The sequence below is a fragment of the Klebsiella sp. GG_Kp146 genome, from assembly GCF_040061975.1.
GTDB classification, from domain to species: domain Bacteria; phylum Pseudomonadota; class Gammaproteobacteria; order Enterobacterales; family Enterobacteriaceae; genus Klebsiella; species Klebsiella quasipneumoniae.
Map to the genome: position 1 here is coordinate 51,655 of NZ_JBEAHA010000015.1, position 19,108 is coordinate 70,762.

A 19,108-nucleotide genomic window follows, 5' to 3' on the forward strand; every position below is an offset into this window, starting at 1 on the left:
CATGGACCAGATCGGCAAACGTTTTGCCAGCGTAACGGCGCTTAATGCGGTTACCCTGCGACTCAATCCCGGGGAAATTCATGGCCTGATTGGCGAGAACGGCGCAGGTAAATCGACGCTGATCAAAATCCTCGCCGGCGTCTATCAGGCCGACAGCGGCAGCGCGACCCTCGACGGTCGCCCGCTGCCCCTCGGCAACCCGGCAGCCATCGAAGCCGCCGGCATCCGCGTGATCCACCAGGAGCTCAACCTGATCCCGCACTTTACCGTCGCGGAATCGGTGTTTCTGGGTCAGGAGTATCGCACCCGCTGGGGGGCGCTGGATCGCCGACGGATGAAGGCCGCCACAGCGCAATTTTTCCAGCAAAACTGGCAGCTGGCGATCGACCCCGAACGGCTGGTGCGGGATCTGAGCCTGGCCGAGCGCAAGCTGGTGCAGATTGCCCGCGCGCTGATCGACGGCGCGGCGCGGCTGGTGGTGTTCGACGAGCCCACCGCCCCCCTCGAGGCGCACGAGGCCAGTCTGGTCTCCTCCGCCATCCTGCGCCTGCGCGACCAGGGCATCGCCATTCTGTATATTTCCCACTACCTCAATGAGATAGCCAGCCTCTGCGACCGCGGCACCGTGCTGCGCAACGGGGAAGTGGTCGGTTACCCCGACCGCGACCTGCTGCAGAATACCGAGGCGCTGATCGCCATGATGGTCGGCCGTGAAATCGACCAGCTGTATACCCCGCGCCAGCGCCCGGCGGCAGACAACGGAGCGGCTCCGCTGCTCTCGGTGCGCCAGCTGAGCGACGGACGGCAGCTGCAGGATCTCTCTTTTGATATTCACCCGGGGGAGATCGTCGGCGTCGCCGGCCTGCTCGGCGCCGGGCGCGATGTGCTGGTGGACTTACTCTACGGCTTGCGCCCGGCGGAGCGCGGCACTATCCATCTCGACGGCCTGCCGCGACGTATCCGTACGCCAAAGCAGGCGATCCGCGCCGGAATGGCGCTGGTCCCGCGCGACCGCCGCCATCAGGGGCTGATCCTGCCCTTCACCACCGCCGACAATATTAATCTCGCCTCGCTGCCGGAGACCGCCACCTTTGGCTGGGAGCGGCGGGGGATCGCCGAGCAGAAAGCGCGCGACTGGATAGAACAGCTGGCGATCCGTCCGGGACGCCCGGCGCTGCCGGTACGCTACATGAGCGGCGGCAACCAGCAAAAAGCGATCCTCGCCCGCTGGCTCGGCACCGATGCCCGGCTGTTTATTCTCGATGAACCCACCCTCGGGGTTGATATCGGCGCCCGCCGCGATATTTATCAACGTACGCGCCAGCTGGCCGATAAAGGGCGGGCGGTGCTGGTCTCCTCCAGCGACGCCCCCGAACTGCTCGGACTATGCGACCGGATCCTCGTCCTCTGGCGCGGCGCGCTGGCGGCCAATCTGCCCACCCGCGGGCTGACCCTCGACGCCCTGCTGGTGGCGATCAACGGCGGACAGGAGCCTTCACCATGAGTACCGCTATCCAGCGTCGCGGCCGTCCGGGCCTGGCGACGCTGATTGAAAAATTCCCCCTGATCCTGTTTCTGGCGCTGCTGGTGTGGCTGAGCGTGCAGTCGCCCTACTTCCTCAGCTGGCAAAATATCAGCCTGATGCTGGTCCAGAGCGTTCCGCTGGCGATCCTCTGTTTCGGCCTGGTCTGCGTCATCGCCGTGGGCGGAGATGACGTGGTCTCCGGCGGCATCGACCTCTCCCTGCCGGCGACGGCGGTGCTCGGCGTCGCGCTGCTCAGCCTCGGGCTGGCCGAATGGCACACGCCGTATCTCCTGCTGCTGGCGCTGCTGGCGGCGGTTTGCCTGCTCTGCGGGGCGATCAACGGCTTCCTGGTGCTGGCGGCCGGCCTGCCGCCGCTGCTGGCCACCCTCTCGACCTCGGTGGCGTTTACCGGCCTGACGGACCTGTTGACCGGCCAGCGGCGCATCGCGGTCAGCGATCCGCTGATGGTCGCCTTTCGCGATAACAGCGTGCTGGGCCTGCCCTGGCCGCTGGTCTATCTGCTGGGGGTGTTTATCCTGTTCCAGTTCCTGCTCCATCATTCCCGCTTCGGCCAGCATGTGCAGGCGGTGGGCGGCAATCGCGATATGGCGCAGATGAGCGGCCTGAACGTGCGCCGCTTAACCCTGCTGGTCTGGCTGTTAGCGGGCATCGCCGCCGGGCTGGCTATTCTGCCGCTGCTCAGCCAGGGCTCCGGCAGCTCCAGCGGAACGGCTACGCCGCTGCTGCTGGAAACCGTGCTGGCGACCTTTATCGGCGCCGCCTTCTCGCGTCGTCGGGTGGTCACCATCTGGGGCGCGCTGCTGGGGGCGATTCTGGTTAACGCCCTCTCTAACGGGCTCGGCCTGCTGGGGGTCAATATCTTCTGGATGGGCGCCATTAAAGGCGGCCTGATCCTGGTGGTGCTGGCGGCATCGGCGGTCAGACACAAAGGAGGCGAGGCATGAGCCAAATCACCCTGAAAACCCCAGCGCCTGCGGAACAGACGGTCAGCAGCCCGCTGGCCTGGCTGTCGCGGGCCGGATTCGGCGTTATCACCCTGCTGGCCATTGCCCTGTTCGGCTGGGCGAATCCGGTATTTTTAACCGTGGATAACTGGGCCAACCTGCTGCAGGGCAGCGCGATCCTGCTGATTGTGGCGATGGCGATGACCCTGATCGTCAGCGCGGGCGCGATTGACCTTTCGGTAGGCGTCGCGCTCGATTTTGGCGCCGCCTTCGCCCTCGTCGCCCTGAAAACCTGGCATCTGCCGTGGCAGGCGGCGGTGGGCTGCGCCCTGCTCGGCGGGGTGCTGATTGGCCTGCTCAATGCTTTTCTGATCCTCATCTGTCGGATCCGCCCCTTCCTCGCCACCCTCGGCACCTGGTTTATCGCCAGCAGCGCGGAACGCATCTATACCGATGGCGGCGGCGCGATAGCCTATCGGCGGATGGCCCCCGAGTATCACGACCTGGCGGTGGGTAACCTTGGCGGCATCCCCACGCCGGTCGCGATCGTGCTGGCGCTGTGGCTGGCGGCCTGGCTGGTCACTGAGCGTACCCTGTGGGGCAAATATATCCGCGCCATCGGTCAGAACAGCGAAGCGGCGCGCATCGCCGGGATCCGCGATCGCCTGACCATGCTCGGCGTGCTGGTGGCCGCCTCGGCCCTCTGCGCCGTCGGCGGGGTGATCCTCTCCGCCAACCTGCGGCAATTTACCCCGCTGGCCGGGCAGTCTTATCTGATGGACGCCATTGCGGCGGTGTTTATCGGCACCGCCTTTAACCGTCTGGGCCGGGTCAGCATCGCCGGCACGCTGGGCGGCGTGCTGTTCCTCGCCATTATTGATAATGGTCTGAACCTGATGGGGCTCAATTATCTGGTGAAAGACGCGCTGGTCGGCGTGATTCTGGTGGTGGCCCTCGCCCTATCCTTCTGGCAGGCGCGCCTGCGCCAAACGCATCGCTAAACGGGAGAACGATGGCAACCTTTGACGCCGTGTTTGTCGGCCTGACTATTCTGGATATCGCCGGGCGCCCGGTGGTGGCGATCCCGCCGCGCGGCGGCGTCGCCTTTATTGAGCAAATTCGCCTCAACCCCGCCGGCACCGCCGCGGGGGCCAATATTAACGCCGCGAAGCTCGGGATCCGCACCGCAGCGGTGGCCTGCCTGGGCGAAGATGAAAAAGCCGACTTTATCCTCGCCAGCTATGCCCGGCTGGGCATCGACTGCTCGCTTATCCAGCGCACCGCGCTGAAGGAGACCTCGGCGACGATCCTGCCGATTCGCCCCAACGGCGAACGTCCGGCCCTGCACTGCCGGGGCGCGTCTGACGCCCTGTTCGTCAGTGAGGCGGAATTTGACGCCGTCCTTGACTGTCGCTTCCTGCATCACGGCGGGACCGGACTGCTGGCGGCAATGGACCAGGGACAGAGCGCGCGGCTGTTGCAGGCGGCCAAAGCGCGCGGGGTCACCACCAGCTTTGATCTTATCGCCCCGAATGAACACACCCTGGAACTGCTGCGGCCCCTTCTGCCGTCGGTGGATTATTTCATGCCTTCCCTGGAGGAAGCCGCCTTTCTCTCCGGGGAGACACAGCCGGAGGCCATCGCCCGCTTTTTCTTTGCGCTGGGCGTGGGCACCTGCATTCTGAAAGACGGCGAGAACGGCTCCTGGCTTATCGGCCGCGATGGCGCGCTGGAGCATATTGCGCCGTGGCCGGTCGAGGCGGTGGATACCACCGGCTGCGGCGACAGCTACTGCGGCGGGTTTATAGCCGCGCTGGCGCGCGGACTCAGCGTGAAAGCAGCGTGCGACGTCGCCTCGGCGGTGGCCGCGCTGGTGGCGACCGGGATGGGATCGGATGCCGGGGTGGTGGACTGGGAACAGACCCGGGCTTTTATGGCGGCCCATCGCCCCTGACGCTGGACCCGCGCCGCCGCAGGCGCGGCGGCGCAAGCGGCTTAACGCCACTGGTACAGCAGCGGCTCTCCGGCGACATAGCGCTGAAGATCGGCGGCAATCATCGCCGTGTGTTTGGCGATACTCTCCCGGGTAGCCCCGGCGATATGCGGCGTAATAATCACGTTATCAAACTCGGTGACAAATGGGTGATCGCGCCACAGCGGTTCGCGGTGATACACGTCCAGCGCCGCGCCGCCCAGCGGGCCGTGACGCAGGGCATCAATCAGCGCCGCTTCGTCGACCACCGCCGCGCGGGAGGTATTGATCAGCAGCGCGCCGGGCTTCATGCTGTTTAACAGCGCCGCATTCACCAGCCCGTCGCTGTGCGGTCCGCTGCTCAGATGCAGGCTGACGATATCCGCGTCGCGGAACAGCGCCTCGAGGGTCGTTTTCTGTAGCCCTGGCTCATTGATATCCTCTGCGGCGACGAACGGATCCACCACCCGCACCGCCATGCCGAACGCCCGGGCGATACGCGCCACCCGGCGGCCAATGTTGCCATAGCCCACCAGCCCCAACGTTTTATTGCGCAGTTCACTGCCCTTAAACACTTCATAGGGGCTTTCCGGGCTCACGTCCCAGACCACATCGCGCCGCAGGCCCTGCTGAGTGGCGGCGGCGGCATTATCAGCCTGCGTGAACTCCCCCCGCTTCAGCGCCGCATGGGATTGCGGAATGTGGCGCGCCAGGCTGAGCATCAGGCCAAGCGTCAGCTCCGCGGCGGCATCGGCATTGCGCCCCGGGGTGTAGAGCACCCGAATGCCGCGCGCCTGCGCGGCCTGAGTATCAATATTCACCGGATTGGCGCGGGTACAGGCGATCACCTGCAGACGCGGACAGGCGGCCATCACCGCGTCCGTCACTTCATCATAGCTGGTCACCAGCACCTCGGCGTCGTGGGCCAGCTCAATCAGCTGGCCGGCGCTGAGTTTCGGTTTGCCCAGCGCCCATCCCTCCACCAGCAGCTCGCCCAGCTGGTGGAAGGCGCTAAGGTCGCCAGCATGCTCGGCGGTAAAAACGATTTTCATGGTTGTACTTCCTGAGAAAGACGTTGAAGAGCGGCCTGCCTGGCCTGCCATACCGGCAGCATCTGCTCGCGCAGCAGGCGATAAACGGGATACAGCGCCGCATAGCGGGCATGCGCCTGAGGGCGCGGCTGATAGCGGGTCTGCGCCAGCGGAGGCGTCTCGGCCAGCGCAGCGACGCTGCGGGCCGCCAGAATCGCCGCCCCGCGCGCACTCAGTTCGTTAAAGGCGCTGGAGACCACCGTGCGCCCGGTACAGTCGGCGATAATCTGCAGCCAGGTGGCCGAGGCGGCGCCGCCGCCGGTCAGATACAGCTCGCCGCCCTGCGGATAACCCTGCAGCGCATCGACAATGGCGAAGGCCAGGCCTTCAAACACCGCGCGCTGCAGTTCGGCGCGGGTGGTGTGCGGGCTAATGCCGATAAAGCCGGCCCGCGCGTCGGGACTGTAAAACGGCGCGCGTTCGCCATTGAGGTACGGCTGCCAGAAGACGCCGCCGCTGCCCGGCTCCACGTCCGCGATCGCCTGCTCCAGCCGACCCAGATCGGCGTCCAGCGAAATATGCTGCTGCAGCCAGTCAATGTTTGGCGTACCGGCCTGCATCGGAAACAGCGAGATCACCTGCCCGGCTTCGGTATGGGTGACGAAGCGCGTCGCCTCGTTCACCGTCTGCGGGCCGCGGCAGACGATCCCGGTGCAGCAGGTGGTGCCGAGGATCGTGTAGATGTCCCCTTCGTTGACCGCGCCGCAGCCCAGCGCGGCGCTGCAGACATCCAGCGCCCCGGCGGCCACCGGCGTCGCGGCGGGCAGCCCGGTCAGCGCCGCCACCGCGTCGCTCAGCGTGCCGGCCGGAGCATCCGGAGCCAGCAGCGGGGGAAACAGCGGCAGCAGTTCGTCCAGCCCCATCTCGTTCATCACCACCGAGGACCAGCTGCCGCTCTGCTGATTGAGTAACGAGCTGCTGGCGTCCGTCAGCTCCAGCGCCGCCACGCCGGTCAGGCGAAAGCGGATCCAGTCCTTGGCGAAAAACAGATAGCGCGCGGCCGCCAGCCGCTCCGGCTGATACTGTTTCAGCCAGTACAGCTGCAGGCTGGTATTGCAGGGCTGCAGGTGGGTGCCGGTATCGGCGAAATAGCGGCGGTCAAAGCCGGGCCGGCGCAGCAGGTCGCTCATCAGCGCGTGGCTGCGGGTATCGCTCCACAGGATCCCCGGACCCACCGGTTCGCCCTGCTCATCGCTGAGCCAGACTCCCTCCCCTTGCCCGGCGAGGCCGATGGCCCGCAGCCGCCCCGCCTGCAGTGCCGGGTGGCGGGCAATCTGGCGCAGAATAGCCAGCACCGAATGCCACAGCTGGGTCATATCCTGTTCCGCGTAGCCATTGGCCGACAGGCGGGGGGAGGTGTTTTCCGCGGCGCTGGCGCACGCGGTGAAATGCTGATCAAACAGCACCGCTTTCACCCGGGAGGTGCCGATATCGATACCAAGATAAAAATCCATACCTGCTCCGGCTCAGGGCTCGTAGCGGCGGCGCATCAGCTCGCACTCGAACAGGAACTCCAGCCCTTCCAGTTGTCGGCGGGCCTCCTGAATATCTTTCCCCCAGCAGGTCAGGCCATGTCCGCGCAGCAGAAAGCCGTAGCGCAGCGGGCGGGTTTGCGCATAATCGGCAATCCGCGCCGCCAGGGCGTCAATATCCTGATCGTTATCGAAGATGGCGACCGGAACGGTGTCGAGATGGCTGTGCTGCCCGCTGAGGGTTTTCTGCATTTCATACCCCTGCAGCGCCAGCGTGTCGCTTTTTTCGATGCGCGACAGCACGGTGGCGTTGACGGTATGCACATGCAGCACCACGCTGGCCTCCGGGAACAGGCGATAGACCAGCGTGTGCAGGCCGGTCTCGGCCGACGGTTTCCGTCCGGAAGGGGCCTGGTTGGTGGCGATCTCCACCTGCAGGAAATCCTCGGTCGTCAGGCTGCCTTTGTCGCGGCCCGACTCGCTTAGCCAGCACCAGGTGTCATCCTGACGCACCGACATATTGCCGCCGGTCGCCGGCGCCCAGCCTTTCGCGCCGATCCAATGACAGGTGGTGACCAGTTGCGCGAGTCTTTCTTGCCACATAGCAGTTCCTTAGGTTAGCGATGATTTATTTAGCCGTCTAAATGGCTATTTACCCGATACTAACACCGCTAACCGGAGGGAACAATATTTCAGGAAACACGCATAAGACAAATGGTTATATCATAAATGCATATTAAATAACCTTTATTCACAGCAATTTAACCAACCGCGGTGAGTCCGCTACGATTCCCTCCTGTCTGGCGCCAAAACGCTGGCGGATTCTGCTGACTGAAATTCTCCGCCTGCGCCGGGAATACCGTCGCCGCTCTCCTCTGCCCCCGACTGGTGCAAAACATGGCAGGATGCACACTAAAATGGCATTACTCCCCCTGCATCCTGCAATAACTGTGCATATTGCACACCGCGCGCTATTCCCCGTGCCCGGTTTTTCCTGGCACATCTCTTGCTACTTCCGGCTATCACCGCCCATCTAACCAGCCAGAGGTTCCAGGATGTCAAACAGCAATGATTTTCCCCTCGTCGAAGCGCCCGCCGCCGGACGTAAAGGCGTATTTTCCATCGCCATGGTGTTATTCAGCTTTACCTTTTTCACCGGCACGATGTTCGCCGGCGGTAAACTCGGCGTCTCCTTTTCCATCGTCAATCTGCTGTGGATAGCCTTCATCGGCAACGCCTTGCTGGCCCTGTATGCCGCATCGCTGGGCTGGATCGCCGCGCGCAGCGGTCTCAATACGGTGCTGATGGGCCGCTTCTGCTTCGGCGAGATCGGCAGCAAGCTGGCCGATTTTATCCTTGGCTTTGCCGAGCTGGGCTGGTACGCGTGGGGGACGGCCACGGTCGCTATCTCGCTGGTGAAGATCCTCGCCCTGCCCGAGGCGCTGACCCTACCGCTGATGGTGCTGTTTGGCATTCTGTTCTGCGTCACCGCGCTGGTGGGCTACAAGGGGCTGGACGCGCTATCGCGCCTGTCGGTGCCGCTGATGTTCGTGCTGCTGGTGGTCTCCATGTATCTGGCGCTGCGCCACGCCGGCGGCTGGCAGGCGATGACCCGCATTGCGCCAGGCGACGCCATGACCTGGTCGGCGGCCATCACCATGGTCTTTGGTACCTTCGCCAGCGGCGCCACCCAGGCGACAAACAGGACCCGGCTGGCCAACTCCAGCCGTACCGCCATTCTCGCCAGCATGGGCAGCTTCCTCGTCGGCAACGGGCTGATGATCGTCGCCGGCGCCTGGTGCGCTATCGTCTATCAACAGGCCGATATCGTCGAAGTGCTGATCCTGCAGGGGCTGTCGGTGGCCGCGGTGATCATGCTGTGTCTCAATCTACTGACCATCCAGGGCCCCACCATCTATAACGTCTCCGCCGCCGCCTGCCATCTGCTGCGCAGCGAACGTCGCCGCACGCTGACCCTCGCCGCCGCCGGGGTGGGCATTGTGCTGGCCATTGGCGGTATGTACGAAATGCTGATCCCGTTCCTCGTGCTGCTGGGCAGCATTATCCCGCCCATCGGCGGGGTGATCCTCGCCGACTACTGGTTCGCCCGCGGCGGACGCTATCCCCTGCTGCAGAACGCCCGCCTGCCGCGTTTTAACTGGCTGGGACTCGGCGCCTACGCCGCCGGCGCGGTGGTGGCTTATCTGTCGCCGTGGATCGCGCCGCTGGTGGGGATCACCGTCTCCGCGCTGGTCTATATCGCCCTGACCCTGCTAAGCAAGCGTCAGCCTGCCGCCGTCGCGGAGCAGGAGCCATGAGCCTGACGGTCAGCGAACTGCTGGCCCTTGAGGGACTCTCCGCCCTGCGTCTGCGGGCGGGAAAGCAAGGGCTGCAGCGGGCGGTACGCTGGTACTACGTGGCGGAAAATGAGCATATCGCCGAGTGGATCATGGGCGGCGAGCTGGTCTTTATCACCGGCATCAACCATCCCCGGGATGAAGCCAACCTGATCCAGCTGCTGATGGAGGGCAAACAGCGCGGCATCGCCGGGATGGTGATCCTCACCGGCGAGGCCTATATCCACGCCATTCCCGCCACGCTGATCGCCCTTGCCGACGAGCTGGGCATTCCGCTGATCGAGCAGCCCTACCTGCTGAAGATGGTGATTGTCACCGAGCGGGTCGGCACCGCGCTGGTCCGCAGCGAAAGCGCCCTGCAGTCGCAGCGCGACATCCTGATGCAGCTGGTCACCGGCGACTATCCGGACCTGCAGATGCTCCACCAGCGCGCCCTCCACCAGCAGCTCGATTTTACCCGCCCGCTGCGGCTGGCGGCGCTGCGCCTGGAGGGACTGTCCCGCCTGTTTCGCCAGTTTCCGCCCGAACAGGCCGAAGCCTGGCTGCAGCAGGCCCACCGCAGCGTGCGCCAGCAGCTGCAGCTGCAGCTCAACCAGCAGGGCAACCCCTTCCCGCTGCTGGAGCGCAGCAACATGTTCCTTTTCCTGCTGCCGGATGAGGAGGGGGAAGGCTTTCAGCAGAAAAAGTGGCTGCAGCAGTGGCTGCAGACGCTGGCGGAGGGAGAAGAGAGTTTGTCGCTGCTCTGCGGCCTTTCCGCGCCGGTCAGGCAGCTGCAGGGCTACCCGCGGGCGCTGTCGCAGGCGCGACAGGCGCTGGATCTTTGCGATACCCTGCGGCCGACCCAGCGGATCAGCGACTATCAGCAGCTGGGGTTTATCAAACTGCTGTCCGCGGTCAGCGACCCGGCGCTGCTCAACGATTTTATGCACGACACCCTGGGCTGCCTGATCGAGCCGGGCCGTAAAGCGCCGTGGCTGCTGCTGGAGACCCTCGAGACGCTGCAGCAGGAGAACGGCAACGTGGTGCGGGCCGCCGACCGGCTGGGTCTCCATCGCAACACCCTGCATCAGCGCATCCAGCGTATTGAAAAACTGACCGGCTACCCGGTCAGCCACCCTCAGTTTCATCTCAACGCCTCGGTCGCGCTGGTGATCTGGCGTTTATCGCAAAACCATTTACAGGACCAACCATGAAAATTGTTAACGCCCGCCTGCGCCGCCAGGAGGCGCTGTTTACCCTTGAGCTGCAGGACGGCCTGATTCAGCGCATGACCGCCCAAACCGCGATGCAGACCGCCGTCGCCGGCGATATCGACGCCCAGGGCCGGCTGGCGATCCCCCCCTTCGTCGAGCCGCATATTCATCTTGACGCCACCCTCACCGCGGGCGAGCCGGAGTGGAACCGCAGCGGTACCCTGTTTGAAGGCATCACCCGCTGGAGCCAGCGCAAAGCGAGCATCACCCCGGAGGACACCCGCCAGCGGGCGCTAAAAACCATCGGCATGCTGCGCGATTTCGGCGTCCAGCACGTCCGGACCCATGTGGATGTCACCGACCCGTCGCTGTCGGCCCTGCAGGCGCTGCTGGCGGTGAAAAAAGAGGCCGCCGATCTCATCGATCTGCAGATTGTCGCCTTTCCGCAGGAGGGGATTGAATCCTACCCCGACGGTCGGGGGCTGATGACGCGCGCCATCGAGATGGGCGCCGACGTGGTGGGCGGTATTCCGCACTATGAAAACACCCGCGACAAAGGGGTCAGTTCGGTGATGTTTTTGATGGACCTCGCCCAGCGCTATGGCCGGCTGGTGGATGTCCACTGCGATGAAATCGACGATCCGCAGTCGCGTTTCCTCGAAGTGCTGGCGGAAGAGGCCCGGGTGCGCGGTATGGGGGCGCAGGTCACCGCCAGCCACACCTGCGCGATGGGCTCTTATGACAACGCCTACTGTTCGAAGCTGTTTCGCCTGCTGAAAGCCTCGGGGATCAACTTTATCTCCTGCCCGACCGAAAGCATTCATCTGCAGGGCCGGTTTGACAGCTGGCCGAAACGGCGCGGCGTCACCCGGGTGGCGGAGCTGGATCGCGCCGGCATCAACGTCTGCTTTGCTCAGGACTCGATTCAGGATCCGTGGTATCCGCTGGGGAACGGCAATATCCTGCGCATTCTGGATGCCGGACTGCACATCTGCCATATGCTCGGCTATGACGATCTGCAGCGCTGCCTCGACTTCGTCACCGACAACAGCGCCCGGGCGCTCTGTCTGGGCGATAACTACGGCCTCGCCGAAGGCCGCCCGGCTAACCTGCTGATCCTCGATGCGGAAAACGACTACGAGGCCGTCCGCCGCCAGGCGCGGGTGCTAACCTCCATTCGCCACGGTAAGGTGATTTTACAGCGTGAGGTGGAGCACATCCGCTACCCGGCATAAGGCGCAAGGCGCTGCGCGTCGGCGCCTTTCTGTGATACCTTTTCAGGCAGTGTGCGTGACCGACGCCCGCCCGGGCGTCGGCTTCCTGGAAAACAGACGGCGCGAAACGACGATGAGCGATAAAAAATGGATTAAGGCCGAGGACGTGGCCAGACTGGCCGGCGTCTCGCGCTCGGCGGTCTCCCGTACCTTCACCCCCGGCGCCTCGGTGTCGGAGAAGACCCGGCAGAAGGTGCTGAGCGCCGCGGAAGCTCTGGGCTATCAGGTGAATATCATCGCCCGGACGATGATCACCGGCAGCAGTAATTTTATCGGCATCGTCACCGCCGGTTTCGACAACCCGTTTCGCAGCAAACTGCTGGCGCCGCTGGTCCATCAGCTGGCGCTCAACGGCTTTATGCCGCTGCTGATGAACGCTGACGATCCGCAGCAGCTCGCCCCTTCGCTTAAACAGCTGCTGAGCTACCACGTCGCCGGCGTGATCATCACCTCCGGCGCGCCGCCGCTGTCGCTGGCGGAAGAGTACCTGGCGCGCAAGATCCCCGTCACCCTGATCAACCGTCATGCGGACCTCGCCGGCTGCGACCGGGTGTGCAGCGATAACGCCCAGGGGGCGAAGCTGGTGGCGGGCTTGTTCAGTCGTCGAGGCTGGCGGCAGGTTGGCTTTATTGGCGAAAATCGCGAGAACTTCAGCACCCGCCAGCGTTATGACGCTTTCATCGCTCAGACGTCGGGCATGACGGTGACCAGCCGCTTCTGCGACGGCGGCGGTTATCAGGCCGGCCACCAGGCCGCCCGAGAATTAGTTGCTGAAAACCCCGGGGTGCAGGCCCTGTTCTGCGCCACCGATATGCTGGCGCTGGGCGCCCTGGACGGCCTGCGGGACGCCCCCGCCGCCGCCCCGCTACCGGCCATCGTCGGCTTTGACGATATCCCGCAGGCGGACTGGCGCCCCTATCAGCTCACCACCGTTCAACAGAATACCGCCCTGCTGGCCCACCACGCGGTGGATCTGTTGATGACGCGGATCGCCCGCTTCAGCCTGCCCTCGCGCCATCGCGAAGTGCCGGTGAAACTAATTATTCGTCAAAGTGCGAAATGAAAAAATCATTTTATGCTGGATCGATCACAGAATCTTCTGTGAAACCCGGCCACACTCATTCGGCCCTTCGGGGCTGTTTTTTTCACGCAAAATGCACACGTGTGCAAAATAGGGAGTCACTATGCAATCTCAGGAATCAGAAGCGCTACAGGCCCGCTACCGCCTGGCCTGCGAGCTGGCGAAAGCGGGGGCTGAGCTGGCGTTTGAATACTATCAACAACGCGAAGCGCTGACCGTCGACCATAAAGGCGACGATCTGCAGGATGTGGTCAGCGTGGCCGATAAGCGGGTGGAGGCCTTTGTGAAACAGCGCATTCAGAGCGCGTTTCCGGAGGATGGCTTTCTCGGCGAAGAGAGCGGCGCCCGCCTGTCCGACGCGCGGGTGCTGTGGGTGGTCGACCCCATCGATGGCACCAGCTGTTTCCTCAACGGCCTGCACACCTGGTGCCTGTCGCTGGCGATCGTCGCCGACGGCGAACCGGTCATCGGCGTGGTCTATGACCCTAACCATCGCGAGCTGTTTCACGCCCTGCGGGGCCATGGCGCCTGGCTCAACGACGCCCCGATCCGTCCGCACCCCGCGACGACGGTCAGGGAGGGGGTGATGGGCGTCGGCACCTCGCATCGCGTCACCCCGGCGGACTTTCTGCCGTTTCTGCAGGCGCTGCTCAGCGACGGCGGCATGTTTATCCGCAACGGCTCCGGCGCGCTGATGAGCGCCTGGGCGGCGGCAGGCCGGTTGATTGGCTACTACGAGCCGCACATGAACCCGTGGGACGCCCTGCCGGGGCTGGTGCTGATGCGCGAAGCGGGCGGCGCCAGCAACGATTTTCTGGCGCAGGAGGGGATCCAGCGCGGCAACCCGCTGCTGCTGGCCAGCCAGACGCTCTACCCGCAGCTGAAAAAGATGATCCTACAACCATTACATTAACCCTTACGGGTCAGGCTATTTCTGATTATGTACTCTACACAGTAACGATAACTTCATTCACGGACGAACCACATCAATCAGTCAGGCCTCCGACCTGCGGAGAACCACCTATGTCTGGAATTATCGCTTTTTTCCGGGCGTCGCCGCCGAAAGCGGGCGCCGCGTTTGATGAACACCGTTTTCGCCGGGTGCGCTGGCAAACCTTTATCGCCATGACCCTGGCCTACGTCACTTTTTACGTCTGCCGGTTATCGTTCACCGTCGCCAAAAGCGCGCTGGTGGAGCTGGGGATCACCCCGACGGAGCTCGGCATGATCGGCTCCACCCTGTTCTTCAGCTACGCCATCGGCAAACTGGTCAACGGCTTTATCGCCGATCACGCCAACGTGGTGCGCTATATGAGCCTCGGTTTATTGCTCAGCGCCGGGATGAACCTGATGATGGGGATGACCACCAACGCCCTGCTGCTGGCCATCTTCTGGGGGATCAACGGCTGGGCGCAGTCGATGGGCGTCGGCCCCTGCGCGGTCTCGCTGGCGCGCTGGTACGGCGTTAAGGAGCGCGGCACCTTCTATGGCATCTGGTCGACGGCGCATAATATCGGCGAGGCCGTCACCTATATGGTGATCGCCGCGGTGATCGCCGGGTTTGGCTGGCAGATGGGCTACCTGTCCACCGCCGCGCTCGGCGCCGCCGGCGTGGTGCTGCTGGTGCTGTTCATGCACGATTCGCCGCAGAGCAGCGGCTTCCCGTCCATCAACGTCATCCGCGATGAACCGCAGGAGGAGGCCGAAGCCCGCGGCTCGGTGTTTAAAAACCAGCTGCTGGCGCTGCGCAACCCGGCGCTGTGGACCCTCGCCCTCGCCTCCGCCTTTATGTACATCGACCGCTACGCCGTCAACTCCTGGGGGATCTTCTTTCTGGAGCAGGATAAAGCCTATTCCACGCTGGAGGCCTCCGGGATTATCGGCGTCAACGCCATCGCCGGCATCGCCGGGACCATCATCGCCGGCATGCTCTCCGACCGCTTTTTCCCGCGCAACCGCAGCGTGATGGCCGGGTTTATCAGCCTGCTGAACACCGCCGGCTTCGCCCTGATGCTCTGGTCGCCGCACAATTATTACACTGATATTCTGGCGATGATTATCTTCGGGGCAACCATTGGCGCTCTGACCTGCTTCCTCGGCGGGCTGATCGCCGTCGATATCTCCTCGCGCAAAGCGGCGGGGGCCGCGCTCGGCACCATCGGCATCGCCAGCTACGCCGGCGCCGGCCTGGGCGAGTTTCTCACCGGGATCATTATTGATAAAACGGCTATCCTTGAGAACGGCAAAACGCTGTATGATTTCAGCACGTTGGCGCTGTTCTGGGTGGGTACCGGTCTGGGTTCTGCGCTACTCTGTTTTACCACTGCCGCCATCGTCGCCCGGCGCCATGCCGTCGAACGGCAGACCTCGTTCTCCTCATAACCGATTAACGAATTAAGGAAGAAGATATGATGCCTGCAAGACATCAGGGGCTGTTACGCCTGTTTATCGCCTGCGCGCTGCCGCTGCTGGCGCTGCAATCTGCCGCCGCCGCGGACTGGCAGCTGGAGAAAGTGGTGGAGCTTAGCCGCCACGGGATTCGTCCGCCGACGGCCGGCAACCGGGAAGCCATCGAGGCCGCCACCGGACGACCATGGACCGAGTGGACCACCCATGACGGCGAGCTCACCGGTCATGGCTATGCCGCCGTGGTCAATAAAGGGCGTGAGGAAGGCCAGCACTATCGCCAGCTTGGCCTGCTGCAGGCGGGATGCCCGACGGCGGAGTCGATTTATGTGCGCGCCAGCCCGCTGCAGCGGACGCGGGCGACCGCCCAGGCGCTGGTGGATGGCGCCTTCCCCGGCTGCGGCGTCGCTATCCATTACGTCAGCGGGGACGCCGATCCGCTGTTTCAGACCGACAAATTCGCCGCCACGCAAACCGACCCCGCCCGCCAGCTGGCGGCGGTAAAAGAGAAGGCCGGGGATCTGGCGCAGCGTCGGCAGGCGCTGGCGCCGGCCATCCAGCTTTTGAAACAGGCGGTTTGTCAGGCCGATAAGCCCTGCCCGGTCTTCGACACCCCGTGGCAGGTCGAGCAGAGCAAAAGCGGGAAAACCACCATTAGCGGACTGAGCGTGATGGCCAATATGGTGGAGACGCTGCGTCTCGGCTGGAGTGAAAACCTGCCTCTCAGCCAGCTGGCGTGGGGCAAGATCGTCCAGGCCAGTCAGATCACCGCCCTGCTGCCGCTGTTAACGGAAAACTACGATCTGAGCAACGACGTGCTGTATACCGCGCAAAAACGCGGGTCGGTGCTGCTCAACGCCATGCTCGACGGCGTCAAACCAGAGGCGAATCCGAACGTACGCTGGCTGCTGCTGGTGGCCCATGACACCAATATCGCCATGGTGCGCACGCTGATGAACTTTAGCTGGCAGCTGCCTGGCTACAGCCGGGGAAATATCCCGCCGGGCAGTAGCCTGGTGCTGGAGCGCTGGCGCGACGCGAAGAGCGGGGAACGCTATCTGCGGGTCTATTTCCAGGCGCAAGGCCTCGACGACCTGCGTCGTCTGCAGACGCCGGACGCGCAGCACCCGATGCTGCGTCAGGAGTGGCGTCAGCCGGGCTGCCGTCAGACCGACGTCGGTACGCTGTGTCCCTTCCAGGCGGCTATCACCGCGCTGGGTCAGCGTATCGACCGGCCCTCCGCCCCGGCGGTAGCGATGGTCCTGCCGTAGCGGCCCGGCGATTGCCCGGGCCCGGGAAAACCGTTTTTTCCAGGCCCGGCACAGGGTCCGCTATCCGTGGTCCGCCGCAAACGCCCCGGCGGCAACTTGCGCCGGGGTGACCACCCCGCTGTCCAGCACCCAGCCGCTAATCAGCCCGGCAGGCGTGACGTCGAACGCCGGATTGTAAACGGTGGCCCCGGTCGGCGCCCACTGTACCGCGCCAAAGCTGCCCGCCACCCCGGTCACTTCCGCCGCGGCGCGCTGCTCAATGGGGATGGCCGCCCCGTTCGGGCAATGGCGATCGAGGGTCGTCTGCGGCGCAGCGACGTAGAACGGGATCTGGTGGTAATGGGCCAAAACCGCCAGCGAATAGGTGCCGATTTTATTCGCCACATCGCCGTTGGCGGCGATACGGTCGGCGCCGACCCACACCGCATCCACCTGCCCCTGCGCCATCAGGCTGGCGGCCATTGAATCGGTGATCAGCTGATAGGGCACGCCCAGTTCGCCCAGCTCCCACGCGGTTAAACGTCCGCCCTGCAGCAGCGGCCGGGTTTCATCGACCCACACGTTGGCCACCTTTCCCTGCCGGTGCGCCAGCGCGATAACGCCCAGGGCGGTCCCCACCCCGGCGGTCGCCAGGCCACCGGTGTTGCAGTGGGTCAGCAGGCGGCTACCGGGCTTCACCAGCGCACTGCCTGCCTCAGCGATGCGGTCGCACAGCTGTTTATCTTCTTCGACCAGACGCAGGGCTTCCGCTTCCAGCGCCTGCGGGTAATCCTCCCGGGCCAGCGCCTGCTTCATGCGATCCAGATTATTCATCAGGTTGACCGCCGTCGGCCGCGCCGCGCGCAGCGTCTCCAGCGCCTGCTGGAGTTCATCCCGGCTCAGGCCGCGCTGGGCCAGCAGGGCCAGCAGCAGGCTGGCGGACAGGCCAATCAACGGCGCGCCGCGCACCCGCAGGGCGTGAATATGGTCCACCAGCAGCGCAACGTTATCCGCCGCCAGCCAGCGTTTTTCCTGCGGCAAGGCCTGCTGGTCGAGAATAAAAAGCTGATTTTCACTCACCCGCAGGCTGGTGGTCTGTAATGTCTGCATGTCGTTAAATCCCTGTTGCGTTGTTGTATCACATTGTGTCAGGATGAAATCCAGAAGTATAGACGTCTGAACGGCTTAATCAGAATTCGAGGATCGAGGCAATGTCGCAATACCATACCTTCACCGCCCACGACGCCGTGGCTTACGCGCAGCAGTTCGCCGGCATCGACAACCCATCTGAGCTGGTCAGCGCGCAGGAAGTGGGCGATGGCAACCTCAATCTGGTGTTTAAAGTGTTCGATCGCCAGGGCGTCAGCCGGGCGATCGTCAAACAGGCCCTGCCCTACGTGCGCTGCGTCGGCGAATCCTGGCCGCTGACCCTTGACCGCGCCCGTCTGGAAGCGCAGACCCTGGTCGCCCACTATCAGCACAGCCCGCAGCACACGGTAAAAATCCATCACTTTGATCCCGAACTGGCGGTGATGGTGATGGAAGATCTTTCTGACCACCGCATCTGGCGCGGGGAGCTTATCGCTAACGTCTACTACCCTCAGGCGGCCCGCCAGCTTGGCGACTATCTGGCGCAGGTGCTGTTTCACACCAGCGATTTCTATCTCCATCCCCACGAGAAAAAGGCGCAGGTGGCGCAGTTTATTAACCCGGCGATGTGCGAGATCACCGAGGATCTGTTCTTTAACGACCCGTATCAGATCCACGCGCGCAATAACTACCCGGCGGAGCTGGAGGCCGATGTCGCCGCCCTGCGCGACGACGCCCAGCTTAAGCTGGCGGTGGCGGCGCTGAAGCACCGTTTCTTTGCCCATGCGGAAGCGCTGCTACACGGCGATATCCACAGCGGGTCGATTTTCGTTGCCGAAGGCAGCCTGAAGGCCATCGACGCCGAGTTCGGCTACTTCGGCCCCATCGGCTTCGATATCGGCACCGCCATCGGCAACCTGCTGCTGAACTACTGCGGCCTGCCGGGCCAGCTCGGCATTCGCGACGCCGCCGCCGCGCGCGAGCAGCGGCTGAACGACATCCACCAGCTGTGGACCACCTTTGCCGAGCGCTTCCAGGCGCTGGCGGCGGAGAAAACCCGCGACGCGGCGCTGGCTTACCCCGGCTACGCCTCCGCCTTTCTGAAAAAGGTCTGGGCGGACGCGGTCGGCTTCTGCGGCAGCGAACTGATCCGCCGCAGCGTCGGGCTGTCGCACGTCGCGGATATCGACACTATCCAGGATGACGCTATGCGGCATGAGTGCCTGCGCCACGCCATTACCCTGGGCAAAGCGCTGATCGTATTGGCCGAGCGTATCGACAGCGTCGACGAGCTGCTGGCGCGGGTGCGCCAGTACAGCTGAGCGCGGCCTGTTGCCCTCACCCCAGCCCTCTCCTCTGGGAGAGGGAGCAAACCCCAAAAAAGTGCAATCTTCAGGGATTGCCCGGCGGCGCTGCGCTTGCGCGGGCCTACA

At 64.2% G+C, this 19,108-nt stretch carries 16 protein-coding genes; 12 read left to right on the forward strand and 4 right to left on the reverse strand.

Annotated elements, in window-relative coordinates:
* Window position 1 precedes the first annotated feature (1 nt).
* Genes ABLU95_RS18195 through ABLU95_RS18210 form a run of 4 tightly spaced genes read left to right on the forward strand, consistent with a single transcriptional unit; the run spans window position 2 to window position 4,444 of the window.
* Complete coding sequence (locus ABLU95_RS18195; protein WP_348880141.1) at window positions 2-1,504, forward strand: sugar ABC transporter ATP-binding protein; 1,503 nt, start codon at window positions 2-4, stop codon at window positions 1,502-1,504.
* Window positions 1,501-2,490 (forward strand): ABC transporter permease, encoded by a 990-nt coding sequence (locus ABLU95_RS18200; protein WP_348880139.1) that lies wholly within the window; start codon window positions 1,501-1,503, stop codon window positions 2,488-2,490. Before ABLU95_RS18195 ends, ABLU95_RS18200 begins: the two co-directional genes overlap by 4 nt.
* Window positions 2,487-3,491, forward strand: coding sequence for an ABC transporter permease (locus ABLU95_RS18205; protein WP_032455105.1), 1,005 nt, complete (start codon window positions 2,487-2,489; stop codon window positions 3,489-3,491). The genes ABLU95_RS18200 and ABLU95_RS18205 overlap by 4 nt, the downstream gene beginning before the upstream one ends.
* An 11-nt stretch (window positions 3,492-3,502) precedes the next feature.
* Window positions 3,503-4,444 carry a sugar kinase gene (locus tag ABLU95_RS18210; protein WP_065804700.1) on the forward strand — a complete coding sequence of 314 codons (942 nt, stop codon included), beginning with the start codon at window positions 3,503-3,505 and terminating at the stop codon, window positions 4,442-4,444.
* Window positions 4,445-4,485: 41 nt separating this feature from the next.
* Here ABLU95_RS18210 and ABLU95_RS18215 read toward each other — a convergent pair whose 3' ends face one another.
* From ABLU95_RS18215 to ABLU95_RS18225, 3 genes are read right to left on the reverse strand one after another with little or no spacing between them, the layout of a single operon-like run.
* Entirely contained in the window at window positions 4,486-5,514 is a 1,029-nt protein-coding gene (locus ABLU95_RS18215; protein WP_023288808.1) for a 2-hydroxyacid dehydrogenase, read from the reverse strand.
* Entirely contained in the window at window positions 5,511-7,007 is a 1,497-nt protein-coding gene (locus ABLU95_RS18220) for an FGGY-family carbohydrate kinase (protein ID WP_086075245.1), read from the reverse strand. The genes ABLU95_RS18215 and ABLU95_RS18220 overlap by 4 nt, the downstream gene beginning before the upstream one ends.
* Before the next feature lie 12 nt (window positions 7,008-7,019).
* Window positions 7,020-7,628: a methylthioribulose 1-phosphate dehydratase gene (locus ABLU95_RS18225; protein WP_087849773.1), complete on the reverse strand. Its 609-nt coding sequence runs from the start codon at window positions 7,626-7,628 to the stop codon at window positions 7,020-7,022.
* A 452-nt stretch (window positions 7,629-8,080) separates the two neighbouring features.
* Between ABLU95_RS18225 and codB the strand changes: the two genes are divergently transcribed.
* The 7 genes from codB (at window position 8,081) to ABLU95_RS18260 (ending at window position 16,607) form a co-directional block, all read left to right on the forward strand.
* Window positions 8,081-9,343, forward strand: coding sequence for a cytosine permease (gene codB / locus ABLU95_RS18230; protein WP_348880140.1), 1,263 nt, complete (start codon window positions 8,081-8,083; stop codon window positions 9,341-9,343).
* Complete coding sequence (locus ABLU95_RS18235) at window positions 9,340-10,575, forward strand: PucR family transcriptional regulator ligand-binding domain-containing protein (RefSeq protein ID WP_023288805.1); 1,236 nt, start codon at window positions 9,340-9,342, stop codon at window positions 10,573-10,575. Before codB ends, ABLU95_RS18235 begins: the two co-directional genes overlap by 4 nt.
* Window positions 10,572-11,810, forward strand: coding sequence for a cytosine deaminase (gene codA / locus ABLU95_RS18240; protein ID WP_023288804.1), 1,239 nt, complete (start codon window positions 10,572-10,574; stop codon window positions 11,808-11,810). The genes ABLU95_RS18235 and codA overlap by 4 nt, the downstream gene beginning before the upstream one ends.
* Window positions 11,811-11,955: 145 nt before the next feature.
* Window positions 11,956-12,912 (forward strand): LacI family DNA-binding transcriptional regulator, encoded by a 957-nt coding sequence (locus ABLU95_RS18245; protein WP_072096504.1) that lies wholly within the window; start codon window positions 11,956-11,958, stop codon window positions 12,910-12,912.
* A gap of 121 nt (window positions 12,913-13,033) precedes the next feature.
* On the forward strand, window positions 13,034-13,843 hold the full coding sequence (locus ABLU95_RS18250) for an inositol monophosphatase (protein ID WP_023288802.1): 810 nt from the start codon (window positions 13,034-13,036) through the stop codon (window positions 13,841-13,843).
* Window positions 13,844-13,953: 110 nt separating this feature from the next.
* The gene (locus ABLU95_RS18255) at window positions 13,954-15,312 is read left to right on the forward strand and encodes an MFS transporter (RefSeq protein WP_023288801.1); all 1,359 of its coding nucleotides are present in this window, start codon (window positions 13,954-13,956) and stop codon (window positions 15,310-15,312) included.
* A 26-nt stretch (window positions 15,313-15,338) separates the two neighbouring features.
* Entirely contained in the window at window positions 15,339-16,607 is a 1,269-nt protein-coding gene (locus tag ABLU95_RS18260) for a histidine phosphatase family protein (RefSeq protein WP_065882556.1), read from the forward strand.
* Between the two features lie 60 nt (window positions 16,608-16,667).
* Here ABLU95_RS18260 and mtnA read toward each other — a convergent pair whose 3' ends face one another.
* Window positions 16,668-17,696 (reverse strand): S-methyl-5-thioribose-1-phosphate isomerase, encoded by a 1,029-nt coding sequence (gene mtnA / locus ABLU95_RS18265; protein WP_086075242.1) that lies wholly within the window; start codon window positions 17,694-17,696, stop codon window positions 16,668-16,670.
* A gap of 101 nt (window positions 17,697-17,797) precedes the next feature.
* Here mtnA and mtnK point away from each other — a divergent pair, with 101 nt between their 5' ends.
* Window positions 17,798-18,997 (forward strand): S-methyl-5-thioribose kinase, encoded by a 1,200-nt coding sequence (mtnK, locus tag ABLU95_RS18270; RefSeq protein WP_023288798.1) that lies wholly within the window; start codon window positions 17,798-17,800, stop codon window positions 18,995-18,997.
* Window positions 18,998-19,108: the final 111 nt, after the last annotated feature.

What these genes read in the sequence shown, in the direction of transcription:
- ABLU95_RS18195 (WP_348880141.1), top strand. Translation starts at nt 2, where the DNA reads ATGGACCAGATCGGCAAACGTTTTGCCAGCGTAACGGCGCTTAATGCG.
- ABLU95_RS18210 (WP_065804700.1), top strand. Translation starts at nt 3,503, where the DNA reads ATGGCAACCTTTGACGCCGTGTTTGTCGGCCTGACTATTCTGGATATC.
- ABLU95_RS18255 (WP_023288801.1), top strand. Translation starts at nt 13,954, where the DNA reads ATGTCTGGAATTATCGCTTTTTTCCGGGCGTCGCCGCCGAAAGCGGGC.
- ABLU95_RS18225 (WP_087849773.1), bottom strand. Translation starts at nt 7,628, where the DNA reads ATGTGGCAAGAAAGACTCGCGCAACTGGTCACCACCTGTCATTGGATC.
- ABLU95_RS18200 (WP_348880139.1), top strand. Translation starts at nt 1,501, where the DNA reads ATGAGTACCGCTATCCAGCGTCGCGGCCGTCCGGGCCTGGCGACGCTG.
- codA (WP_023288804.1), top strand. Translation starts at nt 10,572, where the DNA reads ATGAAAATTGTTAACGCCCGCCTGCGCCGCCAGGAGGCGCTGTTTACC.
- mtnA (WP_086075242.1), bottom strand. Translation starts at nt 17,696, where the DNA reads ATGCAGACATTACAGACCACCAGCCTGCGGGTGAGTGAAAATCAGCTT.
- ABLU95_RS18220 (WP_086075245.1), bottom strand. Translation starts at nt 7,007, where the DNA reads ATGGATTTTTATCTTGGTATCGATATCGGCACCTCCCGGGTGAAAGCG.
- mtnK (WP_023288798.1), top strand. Translation starts at nt 17,798, where the DNA reads ATGTCGCAATACCATACCTTCACCGCCCACGACGCCGTGGCTTACGCG.
- ABLU95_RS18235 (WP_023288805.1), top strand. Translation starts at nt 9,340, where the DNA reads ATGAGCCTGACGGTCAGCGAACTGCTGGCCCTTGAGGGACTCTCCGCC.
- ABLU95_RS18205 (WP_032455105.1), top strand. Translation starts at nt 2,487, where the DNA reads ATGAGCCAAATCACCCTGAAAACCCCAGCGCCTGCGGAACAGACGGTC.
- ABLU95_RS18215 (WP_023288808.1), bottom strand. Translation starts at nt 5,514, where the DNA reads ATGAAAATCGTTTTTACCGCCGAGCATGCTGGCGACCTTAGCGCCTTC.
- codB (WP_348880140.1), top strand. Translation starts at nt 8,081, where the DNA reads ATGTCAAACAGCAATGATTTTCCCCTCGTCGAAGCGCCCGCCGCCGGA.
- ABLU95_RS18260 (WP_065882556.1), top strand. Translation starts at nt 15,339, where the DNA reads ATGATGCCTGCAAGACATCAGGGGCTGTTACGCCTGTTTATCGCCTGC.
- ABLU95_RS18250 (WP_023288802.1), top strand. Translation starts at nt 13,034, where the DNA reads ATGCAATCTCAGGAATCAGAAGCGCTACAGGCCCGCTACCGCCTGGCC.